18 protein-coding genes are annotated in these 21,678 nt (G+C 33.1%); 10 read left to right on the forward strand and 8 right to left on the reverse strand.

The genetic code is table 11. The features are described from left to right. Positions 1-151 precede the first annotated feature (151 nt). Positions 152-760, reverse strand: coding sequence for a recombination mediator RecR (recR, locus tag QYS49_RS00390; RefSeq protein ID WP_308349645.1), 609 nt, complete (start codon positions 758-760; stop codon positions 152-154). 1 nt (position 761) lies between these two features. Continuing rightward, the gene (locus QYS49_RS00395) at positions 762-1,058 is read right to left on the reverse strand and encodes an ATP-dependent Clp protease adaptor ClpS (RefSeq protein WP_308349646.1); all 297 of its coding nucleotides are present in this window, start codon (positions 1,056-1,058) and stop codon (positions 762-764) included. Between the two features lie 190 nt (positions 1,059-1,248). Between QYS49_RS00395 and QYS49_RS00400 the strand changes: the two genes are divergently transcribed. Together QYS49_RS00400 and QYS49_RS00405 are read left to right on the forward strand one after the other, a co-directional pair. Beyond that, positions 1,249-2,706, forward strand: coding sequence for a sodium:solute symporter (locus tag QYS49_RS00400; protein ID WP_308349647.1), 1,458 nt, complete (start codon positions 1,249-1,251; stop codon positions 2,704-2,706). A 456-nt stretch (positions 2,707-3,162) separates the two neighbouring features. Continuing rightward, positions 3,163-3,621, forward strand: coding sequence for a hypothetical protein (locus QYS49_RS00405; RefSeq protein ID WP_308349648.1), 459 nt, complete (start codon positions 3,163-3,165; stop codon positions 3,619-3,621). An 82-nt stretch (positions 3,622-3,703) separates the two neighbouring features. On the opposite strand, the gene QYS49_RS00410 is transcribed toward QYS49_RS00405, so the two are convergent. Then, on the reverse strand, positions 3,704-4,039 hold the full coding sequence (locus QYS49_RS00410) for an MGMT family protein (protein WP_308349649.1): 336 nt from the start codon (positions 4,037-4,039) through the stop codon (positions 3,704-3,706). A gap of 149 nt (positions 4,040-4,188) precedes the next feature. Here QYS49_RS00410 and QYS49_RS00415 point away from each other — a divergent pair, with 149 nt between their 5' ends. The 5 genes from QYS49_RS00415 (at position 4,189) to QYS49_RS00435 (ending at position 10,973) form a co-directional block, all read left to right on the forward strand. After that, positions 4,189-6,438 carry a WG repeat-containing protein gene (locus tag QYS49_RS00415; protein ID WP_308349650.1) on the forward strand — a complete coding sequence of 750 codons (2,250 nt, stop codon included), beginning with the start codon at positions 4,189-4,191 and terminating at the stop codon, positions 6,436-6,438. A gap of 216 nt (positions 6,439-6,654) precedes the next feature. After that, the gene (locus QYS49_RS00420) at positions 6,655-8,349 is read left to right on the forward strand and encodes a sensor histidine kinase (protein WP_308349651.1); all 1,695 of its coding nucleotides are present in this window, start codon (positions 6,655-6,657) and stop codon (positions 8,347-8,349) included. A gap of 94 nt (positions 8,350-8,443) precedes the next feature. Then, a complete protein-coding gene (locus QYS49_RS00425) occupies positions 8,444-9,664 on the forward strand; it encodes a TlpA disulfide reductase family protein (RefSeq protein WP_308349652.1) in 1,221 nt (406 codons plus the stop codon). A gap of 3 nt (positions 9,665-9,667) precedes the next feature. Then, on the forward strand, positions 9,668-10,300 hold the full coding sequence (locus QYS49_RS00430) for a hypothetical protein (RefSeq protein WP_308349653.1): 633 nt from the start codon (positions 9,668-9,670) through the stop codon (positions 10,298-10,300). Further along, positions 10,281-10,973: a DUF2490 domain-containing protein gene (locus QYS49_RS00435; RefSeq protein ID WP_308349654.1), complete on the forward strand. Its 693-nt coding sequence runs from the start codon at positions 10,281-10,283 to the stop codon at positions 10,971-10,973. The genes QYS49_RS00430 and QYS49_RS00435 overlap by 20 nt, the downstream gene beginning before the upstream one ends. A gap of 931 nt (positions 10,974-11,904) precedes the next feature. Here the strand turns inward: QYS49_RS00435 and QYS49_RS00440 are convergent. The 3 genes from QYS49_RS00440 to QYS49_RS00450 all read right to left on the reverse strand — a co-directional run bounded on the left by QYS49_RS00440 (position 11,905) and on the right by QYS49_RS00450 (position 13,869). After that, positions 11,905-13,098 (reverse strand): class I SAM-dependent rRNA methyltransferase, encoded by a 1,194-nt coding sequence (locus tag QYS49_RS00440; protein WP_308349655.1) that lies wholly within the window; start codon positions 13,096-13,098, stop codon positions 11,905-11,907. Between the two features lie 70 nt (positions 13,099-13,168). Further along, positions 13,169-13,477: an endonuclease/exonuclease/phosphatase family protein gene (locus QYS49_RS00445; RefSeq protein ID WP_372587674.1), complete on the reverse strand. Its 309-nt coding sequence runs from the start codon at positions 13,475-13,477 to the stop codon at positions 13,169-13,171. After that, on the reverse strand, positions 13,477-13,869 hold the full coding sequence (locus QYS49_RS00450; protein WP_308349657.1) for a 7TMR-DISMED2 domain-containing protein: 393 nt from the start codon (positions 13,867-13,869) through the stop codon (positions 13,477-13,479). The genes QYS49_RS00445 and QYS49_RS00450 overlap by 1 nt, the downstream gene beginning before the upstream one ends. Positions 13,870-13,994: 125 nt before the next feature. Here QYS49_RS00450 and QYS49_RS00455 point away from each other — a divergent pair, with 125 nt between their 5' ends. After that, complete coding sequence (locus QYS49_RS00455) at positions 13,995-16,013, forward strand: cytochrome b5-like heme/steroid binding domain-containing protein (protein WP_308349658.1); 2,019 nt, start codon at positions 13,995-13,997, stop codon at positions 16,011-16,013. 100 nt (positions 16,014-16,113) lie between these two features. Here QYS49_RS00455 and QYS49_RS00460 read toward each other — a convergent pair whose 3' ends face one another. Beyond that, the gene (locus tag QYS49_RS00460; protein WP_308349659.1) at positions 16,114-16,314 is read right to left on the reverse strand and encodes a hypothetical protein; all 201 of its coding nucleotides are present in this window, start codon (positions 16,312-16,314) and stop codon (positions 16,114-16,116) included. A gap of 120 nt (positions 16,315-16,434) precedes the next feature. Continuing rightward, positions 16,435-16,923, reverse strand: coding sequence for a VOC family protein (locus tag QYS49_RS00465; protein WP_308349660.1), 489 nt, complete (start codon positions 16,921-16,923; stop codon positions 16,435-16,437). 506 nt (positions 16,924-17,429) lie between these two features. Between QYS49_RS00465 and QYS49_RS00470 the strand changes: the two genes are divergently transcribed. Both QYS49_RS00470 and QYS49_RS00475 read left to right on the forward strand, forming a co-directional pair. Beyond that, a complete protein-coding gene (locus QYS49_RS00470) occupies positions 17,430-17,915 on the forward strand; it encodes a chemotaxis protein CheB (RefSeq protein ID WP_308349661.1) in 486 nt (161 codons plus the stop codon). After that, positions 17,872-20,733: a CheR family methyltransferase gene (locus QYS49_RS00475; RefSeq protein WP_308349662.1), complete on the forward strand. Its 2,862-nt coding sequence runs from the start codon at positions 17,872-17,874 to the stop codon at positions 20,731-20,733. Before QYS49_RS00470 ends, QYS49_RS00475 begins: the two co-directional genes overlap by 44 nt. The last annotated feature ends 945 nt before the right edge of the window (positions 20,734-21,678 follow it).

Consider the following 21,678-nt stretch of genomic DNA (forward strand, 5'->3'; position numbering starts at 1 on the left):
TATGAAGGATGAACCAAGTATTGTGCCAAAACCGTCAAATTATATATAAATACCTGATATACAGTATTATAAATTATTTTTTATCGATGAAATATCCTTAAGATTTGTTTCCTCTACACTTTGGAGAAGGATCAAGACTTATGCTTTAGACTTATTCATAAGCAGTTCTGCTTACAATACTTCTGCCCAAAGTAATTTCATCAGCGTACTCAAGTTCTCCGCCAATTGGAATCCCTCTGGCAATGGTGCTGGTTTTAACTCCTAATTGTTTTACTTTTTTGCTGATGTAGAAAGCAGTGGTATCGCCTTCCATGGTGGGAGAAAGTCCGAAAATAATTTCTTTTACTTCTGAATCTGATGAAGAAACTCTCTCCATTAAACTGTCAATGGTTAAGTCTTCAGGTCCAATTCCTTCTATAGGAGAAATAATTCCTCCTAAAACATGGTATAAGCCATTATATTGTGAAGTATTTTCGATAGCTAATACATCTCGAGTATCTTCTACCAAGCAGATAATAGAATTATCTCTTTTATGGCTTTTGCAAATATTGCATATCTCCTCATCGGAGATATTATGGCATTTTCTGCAGTATTTAATATTTTGGCGCATATCTATGAGAGATTGCGCTATATCCGTTGTGAAATTTTCTTCTTGTTTTAATAAATGTAGGACTAATCTTAGGGCTGTTTTTTTTCCAATACCAGGAAGCTTGGAAAATTCATTGACTGCAGACTCAATTAATTTAGAGGAAAACTCCATATTATTCTATCTCAGCATTGATTCCAGCATCTACTATAGCTTGTCTGTAAGGGATTAAATCAACAAACGAACCTTTTTTTACTGCACATTTGCCTTTGTAATGCACCAATAAAGTGCATTGCTCAGCTTGTTCAGGAGAATGTTTACAGACTTTAACCAATGTATTAATTACATGCTCAAATGTATTCACATCATCATTATAGACGATCAAATCATTGATATCCTCATCAGAGGTAGTTTCCAAAACCACCTCTCTTTTGTCTTCTTCTAGCTGATAAAATATTTTAAAATCACTCATCACGATTCAATAACTTTAAAAAAAGCCTAATGTTACAATTAAGCATAATTCACATGCAAATTTACGAAAAATTAACCAACTTCGGATTTATTTAAAAACCCAATTTTAAAATCATTTAAGAAATAACTTTTATTAAGGCTTATTTTTTGTGCAATAGTAATTTCGAGTTTATAAACTATAATAATTCATTATGAGTCCGATTCTGGTCATTTCAGTCATATCCATTTACTTTCTGGTTTTAATGGGGATTTCCTGGCTTACTTCTCGTCAAAATGATAACCTAACATTTTTCACTGCCAACAGACAATCGCCTTGGTATTTGGTGGCTTTTGGAATGATTGGTGCTTCGCTTTCTGGTGTAACTTTCATCAGTGTACCTGGTGAAGTGGGCAATACTGCTTTCGCTTATTTTCAGGTGGTTCTGGGCTATTTGGTGGGCTATTTTGTAATCGCTACTGTTTTGCTTCCCCTTTATTACCGACTTAATCTGATTAGTATTTACACTTATCTGGAACAAAGGTTTGGGAAATACTCCTATAAAAGTGGTGCATTTTTCTTTTTACTATCTAGGATTGTTGGCTCTTCCTTTAGATTATTTTTGGTAGCTGGAGTATTACAATTAGCTATTTTCGATGCGTATGGCTGGCCTTTTTCGGTCACCGTGGCGATTACAATTGCATTAATCTGGCTCTATACCTTCCGCGGTGGGATAAAAACCATTGTTTGGACGGATACACTTCAAACGCTCTTCATGATTTCGGCAGTTGCTATCAGCATTTATTTAATGAAAGATGCATTAGATATGTCTTGGCTACAGCTAACAGAGAAAGTTTCTGCTTCAGGCTATTCCGAAATATTTGTTTGGGACTGGCAAAGTGGTCAAAACTTCTTTAAGCAATTTATCAGTGGCGCTTTCATTGCCATTGTGATGACAGGTTTAGATCAGGATATGATGCAAAAAAACCTGACTTGCCGCTCCTTAAAGGATGCACAAAAGAATATGTTCTGGTTTTGCATAGTATTGGTAATTGTGAATTTCATGTTCTTAAGCATGGGTGCATTGCTTTACATTTATGCGGGAGAAATGAATATTGCCATTCCGACCAGAACTGATGATTTATATCCACTTCTTGCTCTCGAGCATTTCCCTTTAATTGCAGGAGTAGTTTTTCTTTTGGGGATAATTGCAGCAGCTTATTCTAGTGCTGATTCAGCCCTTACAGCATTGACCACGTCATTTTGTGTTGATTTCCTAGGCTTAGGCCAAGATGATAAACCCATTTCTAAGAAAATCCGCATCAGAGTACACCTGGTTTTCTCTGTCATTTTATTTCTAGTCATTATCGCGTTCAAAGCCATTAATGATCAAAGCGTAATTACTGCTGTTTTTAAAGCAGCAGGCTATACTTACGGCCCAATTTTAGGGCTATTCACTTTCGGATTGCTCACAAAATATCAACTGAAAGATAAATGGGTTCCGTTAATAGCTGTACTCGCTCCTATCTTTTCTTATATCATCAATGAAAATTCGGAAGCATGGTTTTACGGCTATAAATTTGGATTTGAAATACTGGTAGTCAATGGATTACTGACTTTCTTTGGATTATTTTTAATTAGAAAAGATAAAATAGAAATCGGCCTAAAATAGATCCTAATACAAAAAGATTGAATTGATTGGCTTCCAATCATTGACAGTAGAGTTAATGAAACTTACGAAATGCTTTCAGGAAACCACATTTCAATATCTAAAATTGAACCGTTTTGAAAATATGAATCAGAGGCATTTCAGATTCCATGAGAACAAAAACATCTTATATATTAGAAAAAGACGCATTAGCGTAATTAATTGATGAACGTTTTGGAAATTACCTCAATGTTTAAGTCGTAACAAAATGAACGCTTATACAGAAGGAGTTGGATTCAATAACAGCAAAAAAACTTTGATACAAAGCTCAATATTCCAGAGCAGTAATTATAGTCTTTCATTTTTATTGTCAAGCATAGCATTCTGATTTCACAATGGCCGAAAGTAAAATGAAGATTGACAACCGCCAAAAAATCAGTACGTTATTAGAAGAAAGTAGAGTATCTACAAACCTGAGAAATGAAAACTATATTTTTGACTTTGGGATTACTTTGTACAGTTTTTTTGCTCGAAGCGCAGGAAAAAACACCCCCTAATATTATAGTAGTAGAGTCGAACTTTATTATCAGCACTCATTTTTCTTATGACAGAGTCATGACTTCTGTTGGAGATAAGTCAGCACTAACGCTTGGGGGTGACTATATGATGGGGACTGGTTTTGGTTATGGAACGCATTGGATTGCACCAGAAATCAATCTTTTTTCTTTTGGTCCCAAACACTTTCTCGAAACCGGAATACAATATGCAATTGCCTTCAGCAATAGTGAACCAGAAGCGGATAGTGATTCTTCGCTGGGCATCAAAGTTGCATACCGATACCAAGGATCTAAAGGATTTATTTTTCGCACCAGCTTATATGCACATCTCGGAGTTGATCCGCCTGTTTTTCCTACAATTGGATTTGGATACGCCTTCTAGAATTTTACTATTTCTTCAAAACAAATTTAAAACGCGGGAATTCCATTCACATTAGCTATAATTTTCATTTATCAGAGCAAAGTTAAACCTCTAGCTCTACCATCGGATCCCAAAAAATACTTTTGAAATTCTGAATTTGATCATCCTTTACTTGAATCCCTTCTGCTTCCAATGCTTTTTGCATGGTGTCAGGAGTTTCAAAATGCATTTTACCGGTCAATAATCCATTTCTATTCACCACTCTATGTGCTGGGATATTTTCTATAGAATGAGAAGCATTCATAGCATATCCTACAACTCTGGAACTTTTTGCAGCTCCTAAGTATTTAGCTATAGCCCCATAGGATGTCACTCTTCCTTTAGGGATTAATCGGACAACTTGGTATACCTGATCGAAAAAATCATTCTTTTCCTTCATAAAATATGCAGACTGCTTTTACTTTTCTATTTTTGATTTTTCAGCTGGTGAATTTTTGGCATCCATCCTCCCCTTTTGGGAAAATTAAATGGGGTTTAATTCATTTTGCTATGTGTTTTCAATTTGTAAGTCGGTCATGACCGTTTCGTATGGCTAAATTAATTTATATTTTCTTAATTCCATGGTGTTTGTTTGCTTATGCCAGTCATGCGCAAGCTTATGCTAATTTTCCTCATGACAGCACTTTGGAAGTATTTTCCAAAAAGGGCAAAAAAGGAATTAGAAATGAAAGTGGAAACATCTTATTAGATGCAAAATATCAAGCTTTTGGATGGTCTGATGGTGAATCAAAAAGCCTAACTGGATATATTGGTTACCAACAAAACGATTTATGGGGCTTAATGTCCAATGACTTCGAAGTAATTTCAAAACCTAAATACCATAGCTTATTGCCATTTGGTGATGATTTGTTTATCATTTCTGAGAAAAGTAAATATTCTAAAGTCCTATTCTATGGCTTAATTAAAGCGAATGGAAAGTCAAAAATTAAGACGAGTTTCCGAAACATTTATCCTGCTGGAAACCATCTTATCACAGCCACTAAAAAAGAGAAGGATATTTATTTTGGTATAATCAATTCCTCTGGTAAAACTACTCTACCATTTGAGTATTTCCATATTGGGTATTTAGGGCACGACAATTTTATTCTAACAAAAAATACTGGTGAAAAAGAACTTATAAAACTCGCTTCTAAGCCAGAAGTATTATTGGGAAATATGGACAGTGTTTCCTCTTTTAGAGATGGAGTAGCTATCATTTTCAGAAATGGAAAACAGGGGCTAATTAGGCAAGATGGCAAAATGTTATTACCAATTGAGTACAAAAAAATTGAATGGAATAATGGCACACATATTTATGTTACACCTCTCGATGAATGGACTATTTTAAATCAAAATGGCAGAGAAACAGGTATACAAAAAGCTGATTCCATTTTTTATTTGAATGATAGTTTACTTGTAAAAAACACTTCTTCATTTGCCCAAATCCATAATATTAACACTAATAAAAGCAATCAAGTTTTTCATGCAGATATCATTGGTGTATTTGGAGACCACTTCATTCTCAATAAATCAAATCAGACTTTCATAGCTCAGGACAGCAATCAAATTATTAGTGAAAAATTCAATAATGATGTTCAATGGAATGAAGATTTTTTTGTAGCAAAAAAGAAAACTTATCAAGGTTTTGAAAACATCATTATTAGTACAAAAGGAAAATCAATAAAAGCTGACTCATACATGTTTTTAGATAATTCCATCGCCCTAAAAATCAAAGCAAATTGGGGTATTTTTGATAAGAATTTAAAAGAAGTCATCCCTCCTCTTTATCTCAATATCCTGAGAAATGAAAATCAATATATAGTGAATTTTAAAGGTCTTTATGGTGTAATTGACCTAAATAACAATTGGGTAATTCCCCCTCAATACAAAGAAATTAAAGCTATCAACAGCACTCAATACAAATTGGTAGATAAATATTTACGTGAATTTATTTCTGACGGAGATGGAAATACCGAAGCCAGACTATATTATGATTTTTATGGAAACTATGGAGTGGAGCAAGATTTAAACGATAAATATAGATTAGTTGATCATAAAGGACAGGCTATATCTGATTTCAAAAAGGGCAAATATTCAGGTCATGGGAAATCAGGAATAATTTTTCGAAATGGAAACCAGCATATATTGCTAAATGATTCTGGGAAAGAACTATTCAAGATTAATGATTATGATACTATCATTTTTTCAGATGATGAATACTTAGCCATTCAAAAAAATGGTCAATGGGGATTTATAAATGATAGTGGTATTTTAAGAATCGCAAATCGCTACGATACAGTGCGTCCTTTTAAAAATGAAAGGTCAGCAGTTAAAATCCGTAATTCATGGGGTTTTATAAATCGAAGTGAAGATTTAGTGGTTCAGCCATATTATTCTAAAGTGTCAGATTTTGAAAACAGCACTGCATTTGTCCGAATTAATAATAAATACGGATTGATTAATGTGAATGGCGATTTCATAATTGAGGCTGAATACGATGAAATTTTAAAAGAAAAGGGATTTTATTTATTGAGAAAAGCTTCAAAATGGGGAATTGCAAATACTCAAGGTGAAGTAATTTCTTATCCTAACTACGATGAAATTACTGTGGGAAATGATTATCTCAAAGTAGAAAAATATGGCACTTCCAGGATTCTCTCCAAAAAAGGAACAAACCTTATTGACAATCAATATGATCAAATCTATTATGACGAAGAAAGAAAGCTTTTCCTTGCAAAGAAAAAATCTAAAAAAGAACAAGTTTTCTTAACTGATATTTTGAGTGGTGACTATCCTTAATTTCAATCTCCAGCAGAAATAATTTCCTCCATATTAATCCTATCTATTATAATCTATTAGCTGATTTTTCTGTGAAACATATTGAATTTCACAAGGTTTCCAGTCATCTCAATAAAATATTCATTCTCACTTTTTTCGATAAGATGTGATTTTTAGCTTATATTTGAGTTGTTTTTAGGGATGAATTAGGATAATTTAAATTCCTTAGTGTACTTTATGGCTTACAAATTTGAACATACTGCTGATATAGCTTCTGAACTTCCAGGAGAGCTTCTTTTTAAAATAATGAATGAAAGCTCATTAGTTGAAGCAAATGGAGTTCCTGCAAAAGCATTGAGAAATATGCTGAATTTCATTACCCACGAATTTGAAGCTGATGAACACTGGGTGGTTGAAGAAAGTAAAAAAGATAATTGCCTAAAGTGGGATCTGGAAAACCCATTAATTAAAGAGAGCATTCCATTCAACCATGAATTGAAAGAAAAAAGTCAACATCCTTTTTTCACTGTTGAAATTAAAAAGCCATTTTTATTATTTAAACATCATTTAATTTTCCCTGTAGATATAAATGAAAAGAAAATTTACATAGGCTTTTCTTCCCAGCAAAAGTTTGATTTAACTTCACAGGATAAAAAATTCTTTCATGTTATCTCTGAAAGGTTAAAAGAGTTAATCTTATTAATAAACAATGAAAGAAAAGAAAAATCAAAGTCTCAGCGATTAGAAACTATATTGGATAGGCTACCTCAAGCTATCGTGTTCACCGAAAATAGAAATGGTGATACATGGCTAAATAATGAAGCCCTTCAGATTTTTGGCTTAGGAAAAAATGAGAAATCAATCCCATCTGAGCTTTTCAGCAAAAAATTAGCAGAGCTCAAGGTAAAAGTCACCAATAAAGAAGAAGTAGAATTGGTGGGAAATAATATGATTAGCTTAAATGCTTTACCATCAAGCTTTGGAGAAGATTGGATCTGGAAATTCGAAAATTTCGTTTTGAAAGTAATTCGAAAAAACGCCTATATAGCTGGAAAAGAAGGAGAATTATGGGTTTTCGATAATGTAAGTGAATTATATTTCGCTAATGAAAGATTGAATTCTCTTTTCAGAAAACTTAATGTAGCCTACAATGAGATTAATGCTAACCTTACAGAATTTCAAAGCAAATCGAGTAGTAAAAATATTACAGATTTAGAAGCTGAAGAATCACGAATCATACAACAATATGATGATAAAGATATTTTAGGAAAAGTTACTCATGATTTGAGAACCCCTTTTGCTAAGGTTTATACTATAGTTCAGCTTCTTTTAACTGACAACGAGGAAAATTTAAGTGATCAACAGGTAGAAAGAATCAACCTCATTAAGCAAGTAGTAGCTGATGGATTACAAATCGTAAAAGGATTTTTGGATACAGGCAATATGGTCTTGGATGACAAGAAATTTAAGCCAGAAACCATAGATATTCAAGAATTCGTGGACAACAGTTTAATGCCTTATGAACTTTTATCTGCCAAAAAGAATATTATTTTTATTACTCAGGTATTGAATAAAAATCTGAAACTTGAAGTTGATAGAACCTACCTCAGAAGAATTGTGGACAATTTGGTATCCAATGCCATTAAGTTTTCATCAAATGAAACACAAATTAACTACACCATATACCAAGAAGGTGAAGAAATCATATTTTCTGTAAAAGACCAAGGACCTGGACTTACAGATGATGACAAAAGCCGGCTATTTAAAAAATATCAGCAACTATCTGCCAAACCAATTGGCACAGATGAATCTACTGGATTAGGACTTTACATCGTAAAAACCATGACAGATAAAATGGGTGGCAGAATTTGGGTGGAAAGTGAGAGTGGAAAAGGAGCTGAATTCAAAGTTGCTTTTAAAGCCAAATCTTAAAATTCTTTACAAAGAATTTGTCCTATTTTTCTCTTTATTTCTCCAAAGTATTTTACTTTAGATTTTTAAAATTTTGGAATCATTATAATTTGCTATGAAGAATTTAATTCTACTGGGCCTCCTAGTACTATTGTTTGCATGCTCACCCGAAAAGGAAAAGATTGATCTGTCAGGGAAATGGATAGGTGAAATCAGTATGCAGGACAAGACCATGCCGTTTGAAATGCAAATTCAAGCAGAAAAAGATGGTAGTATAAAAGCAGAAATTATAAATGGTGAAGAAGAAATAGTATTGGATGAAATCAAAAAAGCAAATGATTCTCTTCATATCCCTTTACACATTTTTGATATTACAATTGATGTAAAAATAGGTAATAATGTATTAGCAGGAACCTACACCAAACATTACGAGGAAGATTATGTGCTTCCCATTACTTTTCACAAAGGTGAAAACAGATTTAAAAGTAATTCAGAAAAAGAACCGTCTGATTTTTCAGGCAAATGGGAAGTAACTTTCATTGAACCAAAAGAGAAAGATACCACTGAAGCAGTGGGGATATTTGAGCAAAATGGAACAACTATAAAAGGAACATTTTTAACACCTTTAGGGGATTACCGTTATTTAGTAGGTATTGCTCAAGGAAATCAAATGAAATTAAGCACTTTCGATGGGAATCATGCCTTTCTTTTTGAAGCTGAATTGCAAAGCGACAATACCTTAAAAGGAGATTTTTATTCAGGAAAAGAGTGGTATGAAAGCTGGACAGCATTTCGAAATGAGAATGCAGAACTTCCAAACCCAGACTCTTTAACTTATCTTAAAAAGGGATATGATAACATCTATTTTAGCTTTCCGAATTTAGAAGGTGAAAAAGTAAGCTTGACGGATGAGAAATATCAAGACAAAGTGGTTATCGTTCAAATTTTTGGTACTTGGTGTCCTAATTGCATGGATGAAACCAAATTTCTAACTCAATGGTATGATAGAAACAAAGACAGAGGAGTTGAAATCATTGGATTAGCTTATGAATCCAAAGATGATTTTGATTATGCCAAAAGTAGGGTGGAAAAAATGATTAAGAAATATGATGTGAAATATGACTTTCTTATTGCGGGAACTAATGATAAGGAAGCAGCTTCTAAAACCTTGCCAATGCTAAATCGTGTGATTTCATTTCCAACCATGATTATACTTGATAAGAATGGTGAGTTGGTCAGCATTCATACTGGTTTCAATGGCCCAGGAACAGGGAATTATTACGATGAATTTGTAAAGAATTTCAACTCAAAAATGGATAGCCTTTTAATTGAATAAAAAATGAATCTCTTTTTTAAATATTCAATACTTCTTTTAGTGCTTTTTGCACATGTGAGCGCTTCCTACGCCCAAGAAATTGGAGAGAAATATGAAAGAGAGGAAAAAATCAAGCAAGAAGAATTCCCTAAACCTGCTTTGAAATTAATTAAACCTATTCTTAAAAAAGGAAAAAGAACACGATATTTTAAAGATCATGAAGCAGAAACTTATTTCTTTGAAGTTAAAACGATCTATAAAGACGAAAAAATAAGCATCAAATTCTACAAAGATGGTAGCCTTTTGGATATTGAAATCCTGAAAGAATTTAATGAGCTACCTGAAGAAATTCAAGAACAAATTCAGCAGTATTTTCAAACTAATTATAAAAAACATAACCTCAACAGAATTCAAATTCAATATAATCGTGAAAAGGAATATGAAGATGGAGAACTAGAAATTGATGAGGATAAAGAGTATGTAGAAGAATTTTTAGAATTGGACTTGGAAGACCTCGTTATAAAGTATGAAATTGAAGCTGAAGTGGTGAGTGAAGATAATGAAAGAGGTTTTTTCGAATTTCTTTTTGGTGCTGAGGGTAAAATGGAACAAATCAAGAAAATCATTATAAGGGCTGATGACAACGTACTTTATTAGAAGTCTTTTTTTCTTTTTATTTTTTATTCAATTCATAGGACAAGCCCAAAAAAGCCCTTCTATCCGATGGGAGCCCGGTGTTTCGCTTACCAAAAAAATAGACTCTAGATGGAGTTATAACATATCTCTGATGGGCAGGCAAAGGTTTACCAATTATGGAGAAGGTGAGAAAAACTTCAAGACCGATCGCTGGGAAATTAAAGGCTTTGGTACTTATACCCTTTTAGGAGGTAAAAAATTAAGTTTAGGTTATATGTATAGAAGCTATAACCCCTTTGAGCCAGAAGGTGGATGGGAACATAGAATCACCCAACAAATTGCTTTTATTACGAATTTCGGAGGATACCGAATAGGAAATAAATTCAGAATAGAACAAAGAATCCGTTCAAGTGATTATTTAACGAGATTAAGATATTCCATAAGCAATGATTTTCCATTACAAGGAGAAAATCTTGATCCTAAAGAATTTTATCTGATTGCTGGAAATGAACTTGTTTATGCGTTCAATCGAATAGGCAATGAATTAGAAAACCGATTTTCATTGGGAATAGGCAGGCTTATTAAAAAAGGACAAAAGCTTCAATTCGCTTTTGTAAGCCGAAACAGTGATTTAATCAGTACGAGTCGCGATCATATTATTCAGTTTGAAAGCGTTTATTACTTTAGTTTGTAAATAACCTGAATTCGATTATTAATTTAGGATTCAGACTGTTTGTAAATAGTGAGTTTCAACTAAAAATTTCTTACAATAGCGAGCTATTGTAAGAAATTTTTAGGAAGAAAATCGCTGTTTACAAGCAGATTTAGAAAAACTTTCTCATTAAATCCAATATACTGCGTTGTCTTTCTTCGATATAGCTCGCTATATCTTCAAAAAGACGCCTTGTCTATTGAATTTTATGAAAATCTGAATTTCCAAATTAATGTCGAACTCAGGTAAATAATAATTTCACTGTGGAAAACTTTCCCGAATGTCTTCTTGTTTGACCTACGAAAGCTGTAATTTTGCAGCATCCTCAGGGTGTTAAACAAATTTTGGTGAACCTAACAAGTATGACAATACCGGGTGAAGCAAGCTTGTAAAGCCAGGCCTCATGCCGACTTCGGTCGGTCCCTCGTTTACCGTTTACGGTATTCAGGATAACAGTGGAAGGCTGATCAGGTACGCAGCCCAAATCCTGTAATAATCGGGGTTCACGCAATTTCTTTGATGCTCTGAGGTATTTTTTTTTCATTAAGTTAGAAGTTTGGAGCCAGAAGCTCGGAGTTGGTATGTAATTGGCTTATCCTAGGGCGCGCTTAAAAACATATATCTTAGTGAATATGGATTTTGCCTTAATTTAAATAACATTCTTGTTTCAAGAAGTTTTTCAGCAAGTGCAAGCTTTTATTGAGGGATTGTTAAAAATATGTGCATTTGATTTTCAAATGCTTTAGCCTCAAGCACTGCATATATTTCCTGGGCTTCAGTTCGAGGTATAATTATACATCTTCACTTTGCCCAGTCGTATTTGAGGCACTTGAGACTTTTTAAGCAGGCCCTATCCTAGATATTAAGTTTCTGCTACTTTAGTACAATTCAGAGCAAGATCAATACTCGGACATCAAACCACCCTCAAAACCAAGCCCTTCAAATACTCACCTTCTGGATGGAAAATATTAATAGGATGATCAGCTGGCTGGTGAAGCTGATGCAATATTTGTACTTGTCTGCCTGCTCTTGCCGCTGCTGAAAAAATAACAGTACGGAATTGCTCCTGATTGACTACCTGGGAACAGCTAAAAGTGAAAAGCACCCCGCCCGATTTCATATTCTTCATGGCTTTTTCATTTATAGTTCTATATCCTTGCAAGCCATTTTTCAATACTTTTCGATGCTTAGCAAAAGCTGGAGGATCCAATACAATCACATCATATTCCTCTGGCATTTCATTTAAGAAATTGAATACATCAGCCGTAAAAGATTGATGATTTTGAGCTTCTTTAAAATTCAAGCCTACATTCTGATCGGTTAAATCAATTGCCCCTTGAGAACTGTCCACGCTATGTACTAATTCAGCACCCGACTGTAAGGCAAAAATGGAAAAACCACCAGAATAGCAAAAAGTATTGCAAACCTTATTGCCTTTACTGTATTGTTCTAGTAATTTTCTATTTTCTCTCTGATCAATGAAGAAGCCTGTTTTTTGCCCGCTTACCACATTGATATTAAAAATGTTTCCGTATTCTTTCACCAACCATTCCTCTTTTTCTTCTCCATAAATGAAAGCATCTGAAGTTTCTAATTCAGCTTTGAAAGGAAGCGTATGCGCACTTTTATCATAAACTGCTTTCAAGCTATCCCCTAAAAGCTCTTTCAATACTTCTAAGAAGACTTCTTTGATTTGGTACATACCAACTGTGTGCGCCTGAAAAACCACGCAGCCATCATAATAATCTACTATAAGCCCAGGAAAGCCATCTCCCTCACCATGTACCAATCTGAATACATTGGTTTCAGGATTGTCCCATAGATTGGCGGTCTTCCTCAATTCAATGGAAGATTGTAATTTCCTTTTCCAGAAATCCTGATTAATCTCCTCTTTTTGGAAAGTCAGCATGCGAACTGCAATAGAACCCACTTGAAAATAACCAATTCCGATAAACCTTTTGTCTTGGGTATGAATTTCAACAAAATCACCTTCTTTCACTTCACTAGGCACAGGATGAATAGCACCTGAAAATATCCAAGGATGGAAACGCTCTAATGATTTTTCTTTTCCTTTTTTGAGGTTGATAATAGGTAATTGACTTTGCATAAAATTCGGATTCTAAAATATTATGCAAATATGGGGAAATTTGAGGAAGAAGGCTTTGATTTTATTCTACTTATTCAAATTCCACCACCACTGGAAAATGATCGGACAAAAAAGTATCCTGAATTCTTAAGCTAAAGTTCTTATAACTCTTAATTTCAAATCCCTGATAGAAAACATAATCAATCCGCCTTTCATAGTTTTCTCCAATTTTAAATGCGTTATAAGTTCCGACAGGCCCTAAATTTAATTCAGCTTCAAAAGCATCCTTTAATTCTGAGTCGATGATTTTTTGAATAGGCTCTGTTTCCGGTTCTAAATTGAAGTCACCCATCAAAACCACTTTACCAGTGTGATCTAATTCTTCGATTTTAGATAAAATTAAATATGTTTAATGGATTTGCTACTGAATCGATAAGCATCGCCCAGATTATACTTTCTATATAATCCTCCATCCTGCCTGAGATAAACATTTATACTGTCAATGGTTTGATCATAAAACTCCAATATATAATTCCCCTCATATTCAGGCAATTTAAAATTTAGCTTTACCCAGTAAGTGGAATTTCTATTATAATCATCAGGTTCAAAATCAGGCTTTTGGGTGAAATTAGATTGGAATGAAGGTGATTTCACATCCGAAAAAGTGAGTTGATTGCTCCTATCCTCAAAAGAGTATAATTCCTCCATACTGAGGATTACTTCTTCCTGATCTCGATCAATTTCAAGGGGATTAAAAATAAATAAATAAAATATAATTGAAATTATAAACATGCCTTTCAATAAAGTAATATCAATTTATAGGAATTTTACTAAACCTTTACACCTAACCCTCTAATTTTTAGTACTTTTGAATTTTTCTATTAAAAATATCCGTTCTTTTCATTTTAAAACTTATCATGTTACTAAAATCATTCATTGAAGAAGCTCAAAATAACAGTAAATATTTAGATGGAAATCTATCAATTGAATTTGGTTTTCTTCCAAAAGAGGAGCCTTCTCAGACCAATAATGAAGCTTTAAAAGAATGGGAAGAATTATGCGAAAGAATTCCTGAACTTTATTTTAAAGATCAATCACAAGAAGAAATTGAGAACCTCACACCTTTGTACATTGATAAAATTAAAGGGCAAGATATAACCAGAGCTGTATCAGTAATGAGTCTATTAGCTTCCGCTTATTGGCGACATGGAACAAAAAATAAATTCTCCATTAGGAATACAATTGAATATGGAGAGCTACCCAAAGTATTGGAAGAACCTTGGATTGAACTGAGCAAAAGATTAAATAGAGAAAAAGCCCCTTACCAAAGCAGCTATGACTTATTCATGAACAACTTCAAGTTGAAGCCCAATTTAGAATATAATATTGAAAATATTAAAATTGAGAATCTTGAAGTACTAAATAAGAGCTTTGGAAATGAACCTGAACGGATTTTTTATATGTCCTTTGTGGAAATTCATGCAGCATTAACTCCTGTAGTGGAATGTTTATGTGAAATTGAAAATGCTATAAAAAGTGAAACGCTCAGTACTAATGAGAAATTTGATAACCTTAGCCGGTATCTAAACAAAATTTCATCCGCAATTAAACAAGCTAACAGAGCTTTAGTGAAAATAAGCCCTGTAAAAAGATCAAAAACCTTTTGCGACCCTATTCAATGGGCAAAAACTGTTGGTGTTTTTGCATTGCCGCCTGCAAATTACACACAAGGCGGGACAAGTGGCACTAGCACACCTATGGTGCATGTATTAGACGCAATTTGTGGAAGAAAAAGTTACGATTCTTATTATGGTGAATATGTTTCCAAGGAAGGAGAACCATTATTACCTCTAGTAATTAAGGAATTCACCAAATTAGTTTATAAACTTGATGTTAAAGGCTGGATAGAAAATCAAGAAGTGAAGAATGATGAGTATGCTAATTTGATCGATTCATTTAACAACCTTATTGATACTTATACTGGCGCAAATGGATTTTTAGACAAGCATACTGCCAAAGTGTTTAATTACTTGGGAGTAGCCACATTTGTTGGAAGAAATGAATCCACCAGTGGGCATCAAAGATATATCACCAAAGAGACATGGAAAAAAGTATCGGACGAATTGAAAATAGCCCAATTTGAAAGAAAAAAGTTGTTTGATGAAGAAATTCAGCTTAACTCAAAATCGGAACTGAAAATTGAAGAAAGTGAAAATACTATTTCTGCTTTTGAATTAGTAAAACATTATAGATCAAATGATGCCCTAATCGCAATTAATTCAAATGTGTTTGAAGTCACTAGCTATTTGGAGCTACATCCTGGTGGAAAGTCAATTATTCAACCTTATTTAGGGCATGACGCAACACAAGAGTTTAATATGGTTTCTGGGCACTCCACTAATATGGCTCAAAAATTATTAAGTAAATATTGGGTAGGAAAATTAACGGAAGAGAGAAACTATCCTGAATTCCACCACTATGAAAAGCTTTTAAAAGCATTCACCAGAACCTACAATATCATAGACCTACAACTCAGTAATGAAATTAAAGAGTTAAAATCTGCTACACTTAATTTGACTCAAATAAAAAATCAATTTATATCAGATTTACTGCAGAATTTAATAAGTCTTCTGGAGGATAAAGGGATTTCAATTCGGTTCAATCACTCAAGCTGGAAAGAATTTATGGATTACATGAGCAAAACCGAATTAGAGTCTTTTGATAATTTTATATTGGATGAGCTACATAAAAATTTAAAGCAGTTGTTAACATTCGGTCAGAAACTATTAGAAAATTCTATTGACCTTATGGTGGATTTTATAGAATCCAATAATCAAGCACCTATTGATGAATTAGAACTTCTTCTACAAAAAGAATTCAAAAATTATGAAGAAAAACTAAATGAGTCCTTTAGCGAAACCTTAGATGCCGTATAATTCAAATTGTCAATCTGTTGAAAGACAAAACCAAATTAAATAATCAGCTATTTATCTCACTATTCTGGAAGTAGAAAAAGATGCTTTATGACATCTCTTTCTACTTCCTTCCTTTTGACATTAAAATAGCACCCACTAATAGTACTACAACACTAACAATTAGTGGAGTCCAATTAGCTGAGCTGACCCCAACATCCAATCCTAAGAAACTAAAACTCTCGGAATCTTGAATGGCTTGAATACCAAATAAAACTGTTCCAATAATGCCAATTATCAAAATAATTGTACCTGCAATCTTCATAATGAATGTGGTTTAAAGTTTAAAAAAATGGTTGATAATATATTCATATGTAAATAATACAAACGAAACTAATCTTTAATAGTTGTTAAATCCACCAATGAACCACAAAAAGCAAGGTGATTAATTCATCTCTTCGAGTAAAGCTTCAAGATTAAGTGGGCGAGTATACATTTCTATCTCACCCTCAGCATTTCTTGGCCATTCTTCCTTTGGTCTGTCCCAATAAAGTTCAACGCCATTCCCATCAGGATCATCCAAATATAAGGCCTCAGAGACACCATGATCTGCTACTCCTGTAAACCTATAATTAGCTTCTCTCAAGCGAGCAAATATCTCTGCCAAGGATTTCCTAGTGGGGTAGACAATAGCCGTATGGAACAAACCAGGCGCATAATCCGGTGCGGGTTCTGCACCTTTACTTTGCCAGGTATTTAAGCCAATATGATGATGATAACCGCCTGCGGAGATAAAAGCTGCTTGATCGCCCAACTTCTGAATAATTTCGAAGCCCAATAAACCATGATAAAAATCCAAGGCTTTATCCAGATCAGAAACTTTTAAATGTATATGACCAATTCTTGTCTGTGCAGGGATTTTGTAATCTTTCATAATAGCAATTTTAAAATTGATTACGCTAAAATATTTTACATGTTGCTACATTGTTTACATGTTGCTACATTGTATATTGAATGTTTTTCGATTTATTATTTTGGATATTACCCATAAATCAAAAAAAGGAAGCTGCTGTTTAATAAAAAACTATATTAATATTTTATATAAATATATAGTTCAAAGCCTATGTCTGAGCTAAACATTAAACTCACACAAAATAAATATATATCTTGTTTTCTTATTAATACTTGATTTTAACAACATGAAGAGTATAAAGGTGACAAAAAAACCTACAAAGACATTAGTTTAAAACAATACTTCTTGCTCAAGATAATTATTAGTCGTTAAATTATACACATTAATCTCCATAAGTACATTATACCTGTAAATTATATAACAAAGTATATTATACCTGTGAATTATGTAACAAAGTATATATCTAAATACTTATCTTACACATATTAAATACGTTGCAGAACAGCAAACTTAAAACACCCAGCATAATGAGTGAAAAAAAGTTAAAATCAAACACAAAAAATTCCGACAAGCATCATGATTCTTATTCGAAAAATACAAAAATGATAAACGCTTCACGATCATCTCACTTCAACCAAAATGATATGACTGAATCAGATATAAATAACAGCTGCTATATTGTGGGCATTGGAGCATCTTCTGGTGGAATGGAAGCCATTCATTCTCTATTCGACAACACCCCTGCTGATGGCGTGTCATATGTAATAATCCAGCATCTTTCTCCCAATCATAAAAGTTTTATGGCGGAGCTATTGGAAATACACAGTAAACTAAAGATTTGTGAAGTAGAAAACGAAATGGTAGTAAAGCCTAATCAGGTCTATACCATACCGAAAGGGAAAAACATGACGATTAGAGACAAAACGCTGTACTTAACAGATAGTATACCTAAACAAACTAATACAGCTGTTGATATTTTTTTTAAATTCTCTCGCAGAAGATCAAAAAAGTAAAAGTATAGCGGTTATTCTATCAGGGATGGGTAATGACGGAACCAAAGGGATTGAGGCCATCAAAAGGAATGGAGGTATGGTAATAGTTCAGGAACCGTCAAGTGCAAAGTCGCCTAGTATGCCACTAAGTGCCATTGAATCTGGAAATGCTGATGCTATTCTGGCTCCAAATTTAATCCCTGACGAAATAATTTCTTATTTAAAAAGCGAAGAACTTAAAGCCAAGCTCGCTGAAGAAGTCACCCAAAGCAATGAAGATCAGCTTTCTGAAATCCTTAATTTAGTAAAGCAATATACTCCATTAGACTTCACAGATTATAAACGTCCTACTATTATCAGAAGAATAGTAAACAGGATGACTAAAAATAATATCAGTAGCTTAAATGGTTATGTAAATTACATCCATGAGAACACGAACGAACTTGAGATTTTGGCTCATGAATTCCTCATAAGTGTAACGAAATTTTTCAGAGACAAAGAAGCTTATGAGATTTTAAGAGAAAGAATAATTCCTGAAATCGTTAAAAATAAATTAACGGTAGACTCCCTTAAAATATGGGTGGTGGGATGTGCAACTGGAGAGGAAGCTTACTCTTTAGCTATCTTGGTAATGGAACATCTAACAGAGGTGAAAAAAAATCTAGAAGTTAAGATTTTTGCTAGCGACATTGATAAAGAAGCATTGTCTGTTGCCTCAAAAGGAATTTATAATTCAAGCATTAAGAAAGATATTTCGGATGATTTACTCGATAAATACTTTATAAAAGAAGAAAATACCTTTAGGGTTAGGGACAATATCAGGAAAATGATCATTTTTGCCGATCATGACATCGTGAAACAGCCTCCTTATGGTAAAATTGACCTCATAAGTTGTCGAAATCTGTTGATCTATCTTAATCCCGTACTACAAAATAAAATTCTTTCTTCATTACATTTCTGTCTTAATAAGGACGGATATTTATTTCTAGGACCAAGTGAAAGTTTAGGAGAAGTAAAGAAATCTTTCAATATGGTCGATAAAAAATGGAAGATCTTTAAAAGCATAGAAACGCCCAAATATCTTAGAGATACAACCTACACCACCCCTGGATTAAATTTACCGAATATATCATTCCAAAAAAGTGCGACAACTGAAAAAGTTAATTCTGATAGAAACTTAACGGAAATTCATAACCGCAGCATTCTTGAAGAATTGGGGTTTGAGGCCGGTATCTATGTAGATTCAAATTTTTCTATTTTAGAAACCTTTGGGAATTATGACAAGTATCTATCTCCCAAATTTTTCAATTTCAACTTACTTGAAATGCTACCTGATCAGCTTTCTATTGCCACTTCTGTATGCCTTAGGAAAGCCGTTAAAAATCAAGGCAAAAGCAGCATGTCAGATGTGAAATTTATAAAAAATGACCAAAAACAATTTATTGATATAATGGTCTTGCCCATCAGTAAGTCTAATGACAATAGTCCTGATATTTCATTGATTTTGTACAGTGATCATCAGCATGAGGAAGAAAACTTAGATAATGAAGAATCTTTTGAATTAGATTCTCATGCACGACAACACATCAATGATTTAAAGCATGAGTTAGCCATTTCTCAAGAAAAACTTCACAAAAGTTATGATGCCCTCGATGAATCTAATGATAATATAACCTCTTACAATGAAGAATTAATATCGAGCAATGAGGAATTGCAAAGCACAAATGAAGAGCTACAATCTGTTAATGAGGAATTACAGACAGTAAATAATGAATATCAGTTGAAGATAAAGGAATTAGCAGAGCTTAATGATGATTTAACTAACTTTTTTAAAGGTACGGTTAATGGGCAACTTTATATTGACAATGATTTGATTTTGCGCAAATTCACCTCTGCGACTACCAAACAAATAAATCTTAAGACCACCGATATAGGGAGACCTTTAAGCGATATTTCTACTAAAATAAAACTCCCTACACTAATTACTGATATAAAGAATGTTATTCAATCTTCAGAAGAAACAATAAAAGAAGTAGAAACCATTGACGAGCGGTGGTATCAAATGGTGATTACTCCTTACTTTAAAGAACAGGAAAATATCAATGATGGTGTTATTGTTACCTTTAATGATATTACCGAATTGAAAAAAACGCAGTATAAGCTATCACGCATTAATGAAGATCATAATACTTTTATTTACTCTGTTTCTCATGATTTAAGAGGCCCATTATCCAGTCTGAAAGGATTGATATCATTTTTAACAGATGCACAGAAAGCTGGCAGTATAGGGACAGAAAAAATAATGGATATGATTGAGGTATCTATTAACAACCTATTACAAACTATTGATGAATTATCAGACATTGCTAAAATTGAAAACGAAATAGAAAATAGCGAGCCTGTTAATTTAGAGGATGTATGTGATGAAGTTAAAATTGGGCTTCAAGAACTAATAACTAAAACTAAAACAAACATAATTTGTGATTTTCAGGAGCCTACTATATCATTTTCTAAGAAAAATTTAAGAAGTGTATTATTAAATTTGATCAGCAATGGTATAAAATATAGATCCCCCGAAAGAGAGCCTGAAATCCTTATAAGCTCAGAAAAGAAAGATGGCTTTGTAGTATTATCCATTCAAGATAACGGACTAGGAATGGAAGCTGACAAAATTGAGGAAATATTCAATGTCTTTAAAAGAAGACATAATCATGTTGAAGGATCGGGTATTGGATTATACCTGGTGAAAAAAATCATAAATAATGCGAATGGAGAAATTTCGGTGGATAGTGAGCTAGGTAAAGGTTCAACTTTTACTGTTCGTTTTAAAAGTGAATAATTATTTTTAACATTTAGATTTTTATTATCAAAACTGATATTTTTAATAGCCTAGTATTCAAATAAAATTGAATACTAGGCTTTTTTATTATAATCAAAATTTTTCTACTACTACATTCTAGTCAAAGAAATTAACTAAGGTTCTCTTGAAAATTAAAATGAAACTCTAATTTTCATTATATCAACTATAAAGTCCTTATTCTGAAATTTTATCATATCTAAAATCTCAAAAAGCTTTGATTTAGAGGAAATCTGCGGTTTTTGATATTAAAAATAGATTTATATCTAAAATTATATTTTGTAGGTTCTACTTTTCCTTTTTGTTTGATCAAAAAGAAAGAAAAAATCAAGACAAAAAGATGTCAGCCAGAGGCTGACCAGCCTCTGGCTGGCTTGTCTGCCCAAACAGGCCCGCCTTTTTGTCCTCCTGCCCGCCCTCTTCGAGTAAATATTTTTTGGTTTTGAAGGTTTGTAGTGTTAATCAAGAGGAGCCTAACTATTGCTGTTTAAAGCAAAATTTTCAAGTGATTGGCTTTTGTAATTTTTTGTCTTTGTATGCTAAAACCCAAGTCATATTTCTCTTATGCCGATCTATTAATCAAGTAAAATGAAATCCTGCTCTCTATTTTTATATGAAAGCAGTATTCTGTAAATATTTATTGTAAATTGATAAGTAAATACACTCATAAAATTATTTAAAACAGTGTAAATTCTTTTAAAACTGCCGTCTATCAATGGAATAGAAGCACTCATCCTACAATACATATAACTTAATGAGAATGCATGCAATTGTATGTACTATATTTCCTAACTTTAAACCTTATAATCAAGGAGTTAATAAAATCCATCACCTTAAAATATTAAGTCAATATTAGTTTACAGACCCAAATCACTTACAAGAAAGTTTTAGTTAAGCACTTCCCCAAAATCACAAAAGAATCAAAAA

It is taken from the genome of Marivirga salinae, from assembly GCF_030503855.1.
Lineage (GTDB): Bacteria > Bacteroidota > Bacteroidia > Cytophagales > Cyclobacteriaceae > Marivirga > Marivirga salinarum.

What these genes read in the sequence shown, in the direction of transcription:
- recR (WP_308349645.1), bottom strand. Translation starts at nt 760, where the DNA reads ATGGAGTTTTCCTCTAAATTAATTGAGTCTGCAGTCAATGAATTTTCC.
- QYS49_RS00395 (WP_308349646.1), bottom strand. Translation starts at nt 1,058, where the DNA reads ATGAGTGATTTTAAAATATTTTATCAGCTAGAAGAAGACAAAAGAGAG.
- QYS49_RS00400 (WP_308349647.1), top strand. Translation starts at nt 1,249, where the DNA reads ATGAGTCCGATTCTGGTCATTTCAGTCATATCCATTTACTTTCTGGTT.
- QYS49_RS00405 (WP_308349648.1), top strand. Translation starts at nt 3,163, where the DNA reads ATGAAAACTATATTTTTGACTTTGGGATTACTTTGTACAGTTTTTTTG.
- QYS49_RS00410 (WP_308349649.1), bottom strand. Translation starts at nt 4,039, where the DNA reads ATGAAGGAAAAGAATGATTTTTTCGATCAGGTATACCAAGTTGTCCGA.
- QYS49_RS00415 (WP_308349650.1), top strand. Translation starts at nt 4,189, where the DNA reads ATGGCTAAATTAATTTATATTTTCTTAATTCCATGGTGTTTGTTTGCT.
- QYS49_RS00420 (WP_308349651.1), top strand. Translation starts at nt 6,655, where the DNA reads ATGGCTTACAAATTTGAACATACTGCTGATATAGCTTCTGAACTTCCA.
- QYS49_RS00425 (WP_308349652.1), top strand. Translation starts at nt 8,444, where the DNA reads ATGAAGAATTTAATTCTACTGGGCCTCCTAGTACTATTGTTTGCATGC.
- QYS49_RS00430 (WP_308349653.1), top strand. Translation starts at nt 9,668, where the DNA reads ATGAATCTCTTTTTTAAATATTCAATACTTCTTTTAGTGCTTTTTGCA.
- QYS49_RS00435 (WP_308349654.1), top strand. Translation starts at nt 10,281, where the DNA reads ATGACAACGTACTTTATTAGAAGTCTTTTTTTCTTTTTATTTTTTATT.
- QYS49_RS00440 (WP_308349655.1), bottom strand. Translation starts at nt 13,098, where the DNA reads ATGCAAAGTCAATTACCTATTATCAACCTCAAAAAAGGAAAAGAAAAA.
- QYS49_RS00450 (WP_308349657.1), bottom strand. Translation starts at nt 13,869, where the DNA reads ATGTTTATAATTTCAATTATATTTTATTTATTTATTTTTAATCCCCTT.
- QYS49_RS00455 (WP_308349658.1), top strand. Translation starts at nt 13,995, where the DNA reads ATGTTACTAAAATCATTCATTGAAGAAGCTCAAAATAACAGTAAATAT.
- QYS49_RS00460 (WP_308349659.1), bottom strand. Translation starts at nt 16,314, where the DNA reads ATGAAGATTGCAGGTACAATTATTTTGATAATTGGCATTATTGGAACA.
- QYS49_RS00465 (WP_308349660.1), bottom strand. Translation starts at nt 16,923, where the DNA reads ATGAAAGATTACAAAATCCCTGCACAGACAAGAATTGGTCATATACAT.
- QYS49_RS00470 (WP_308349661.1), top strand. Translation starts at nt 17,430, where the DNA reads ATGAGTGAAAAAAAGTTAAAATCAAACACAAAAAATTCCGACAAGCAT.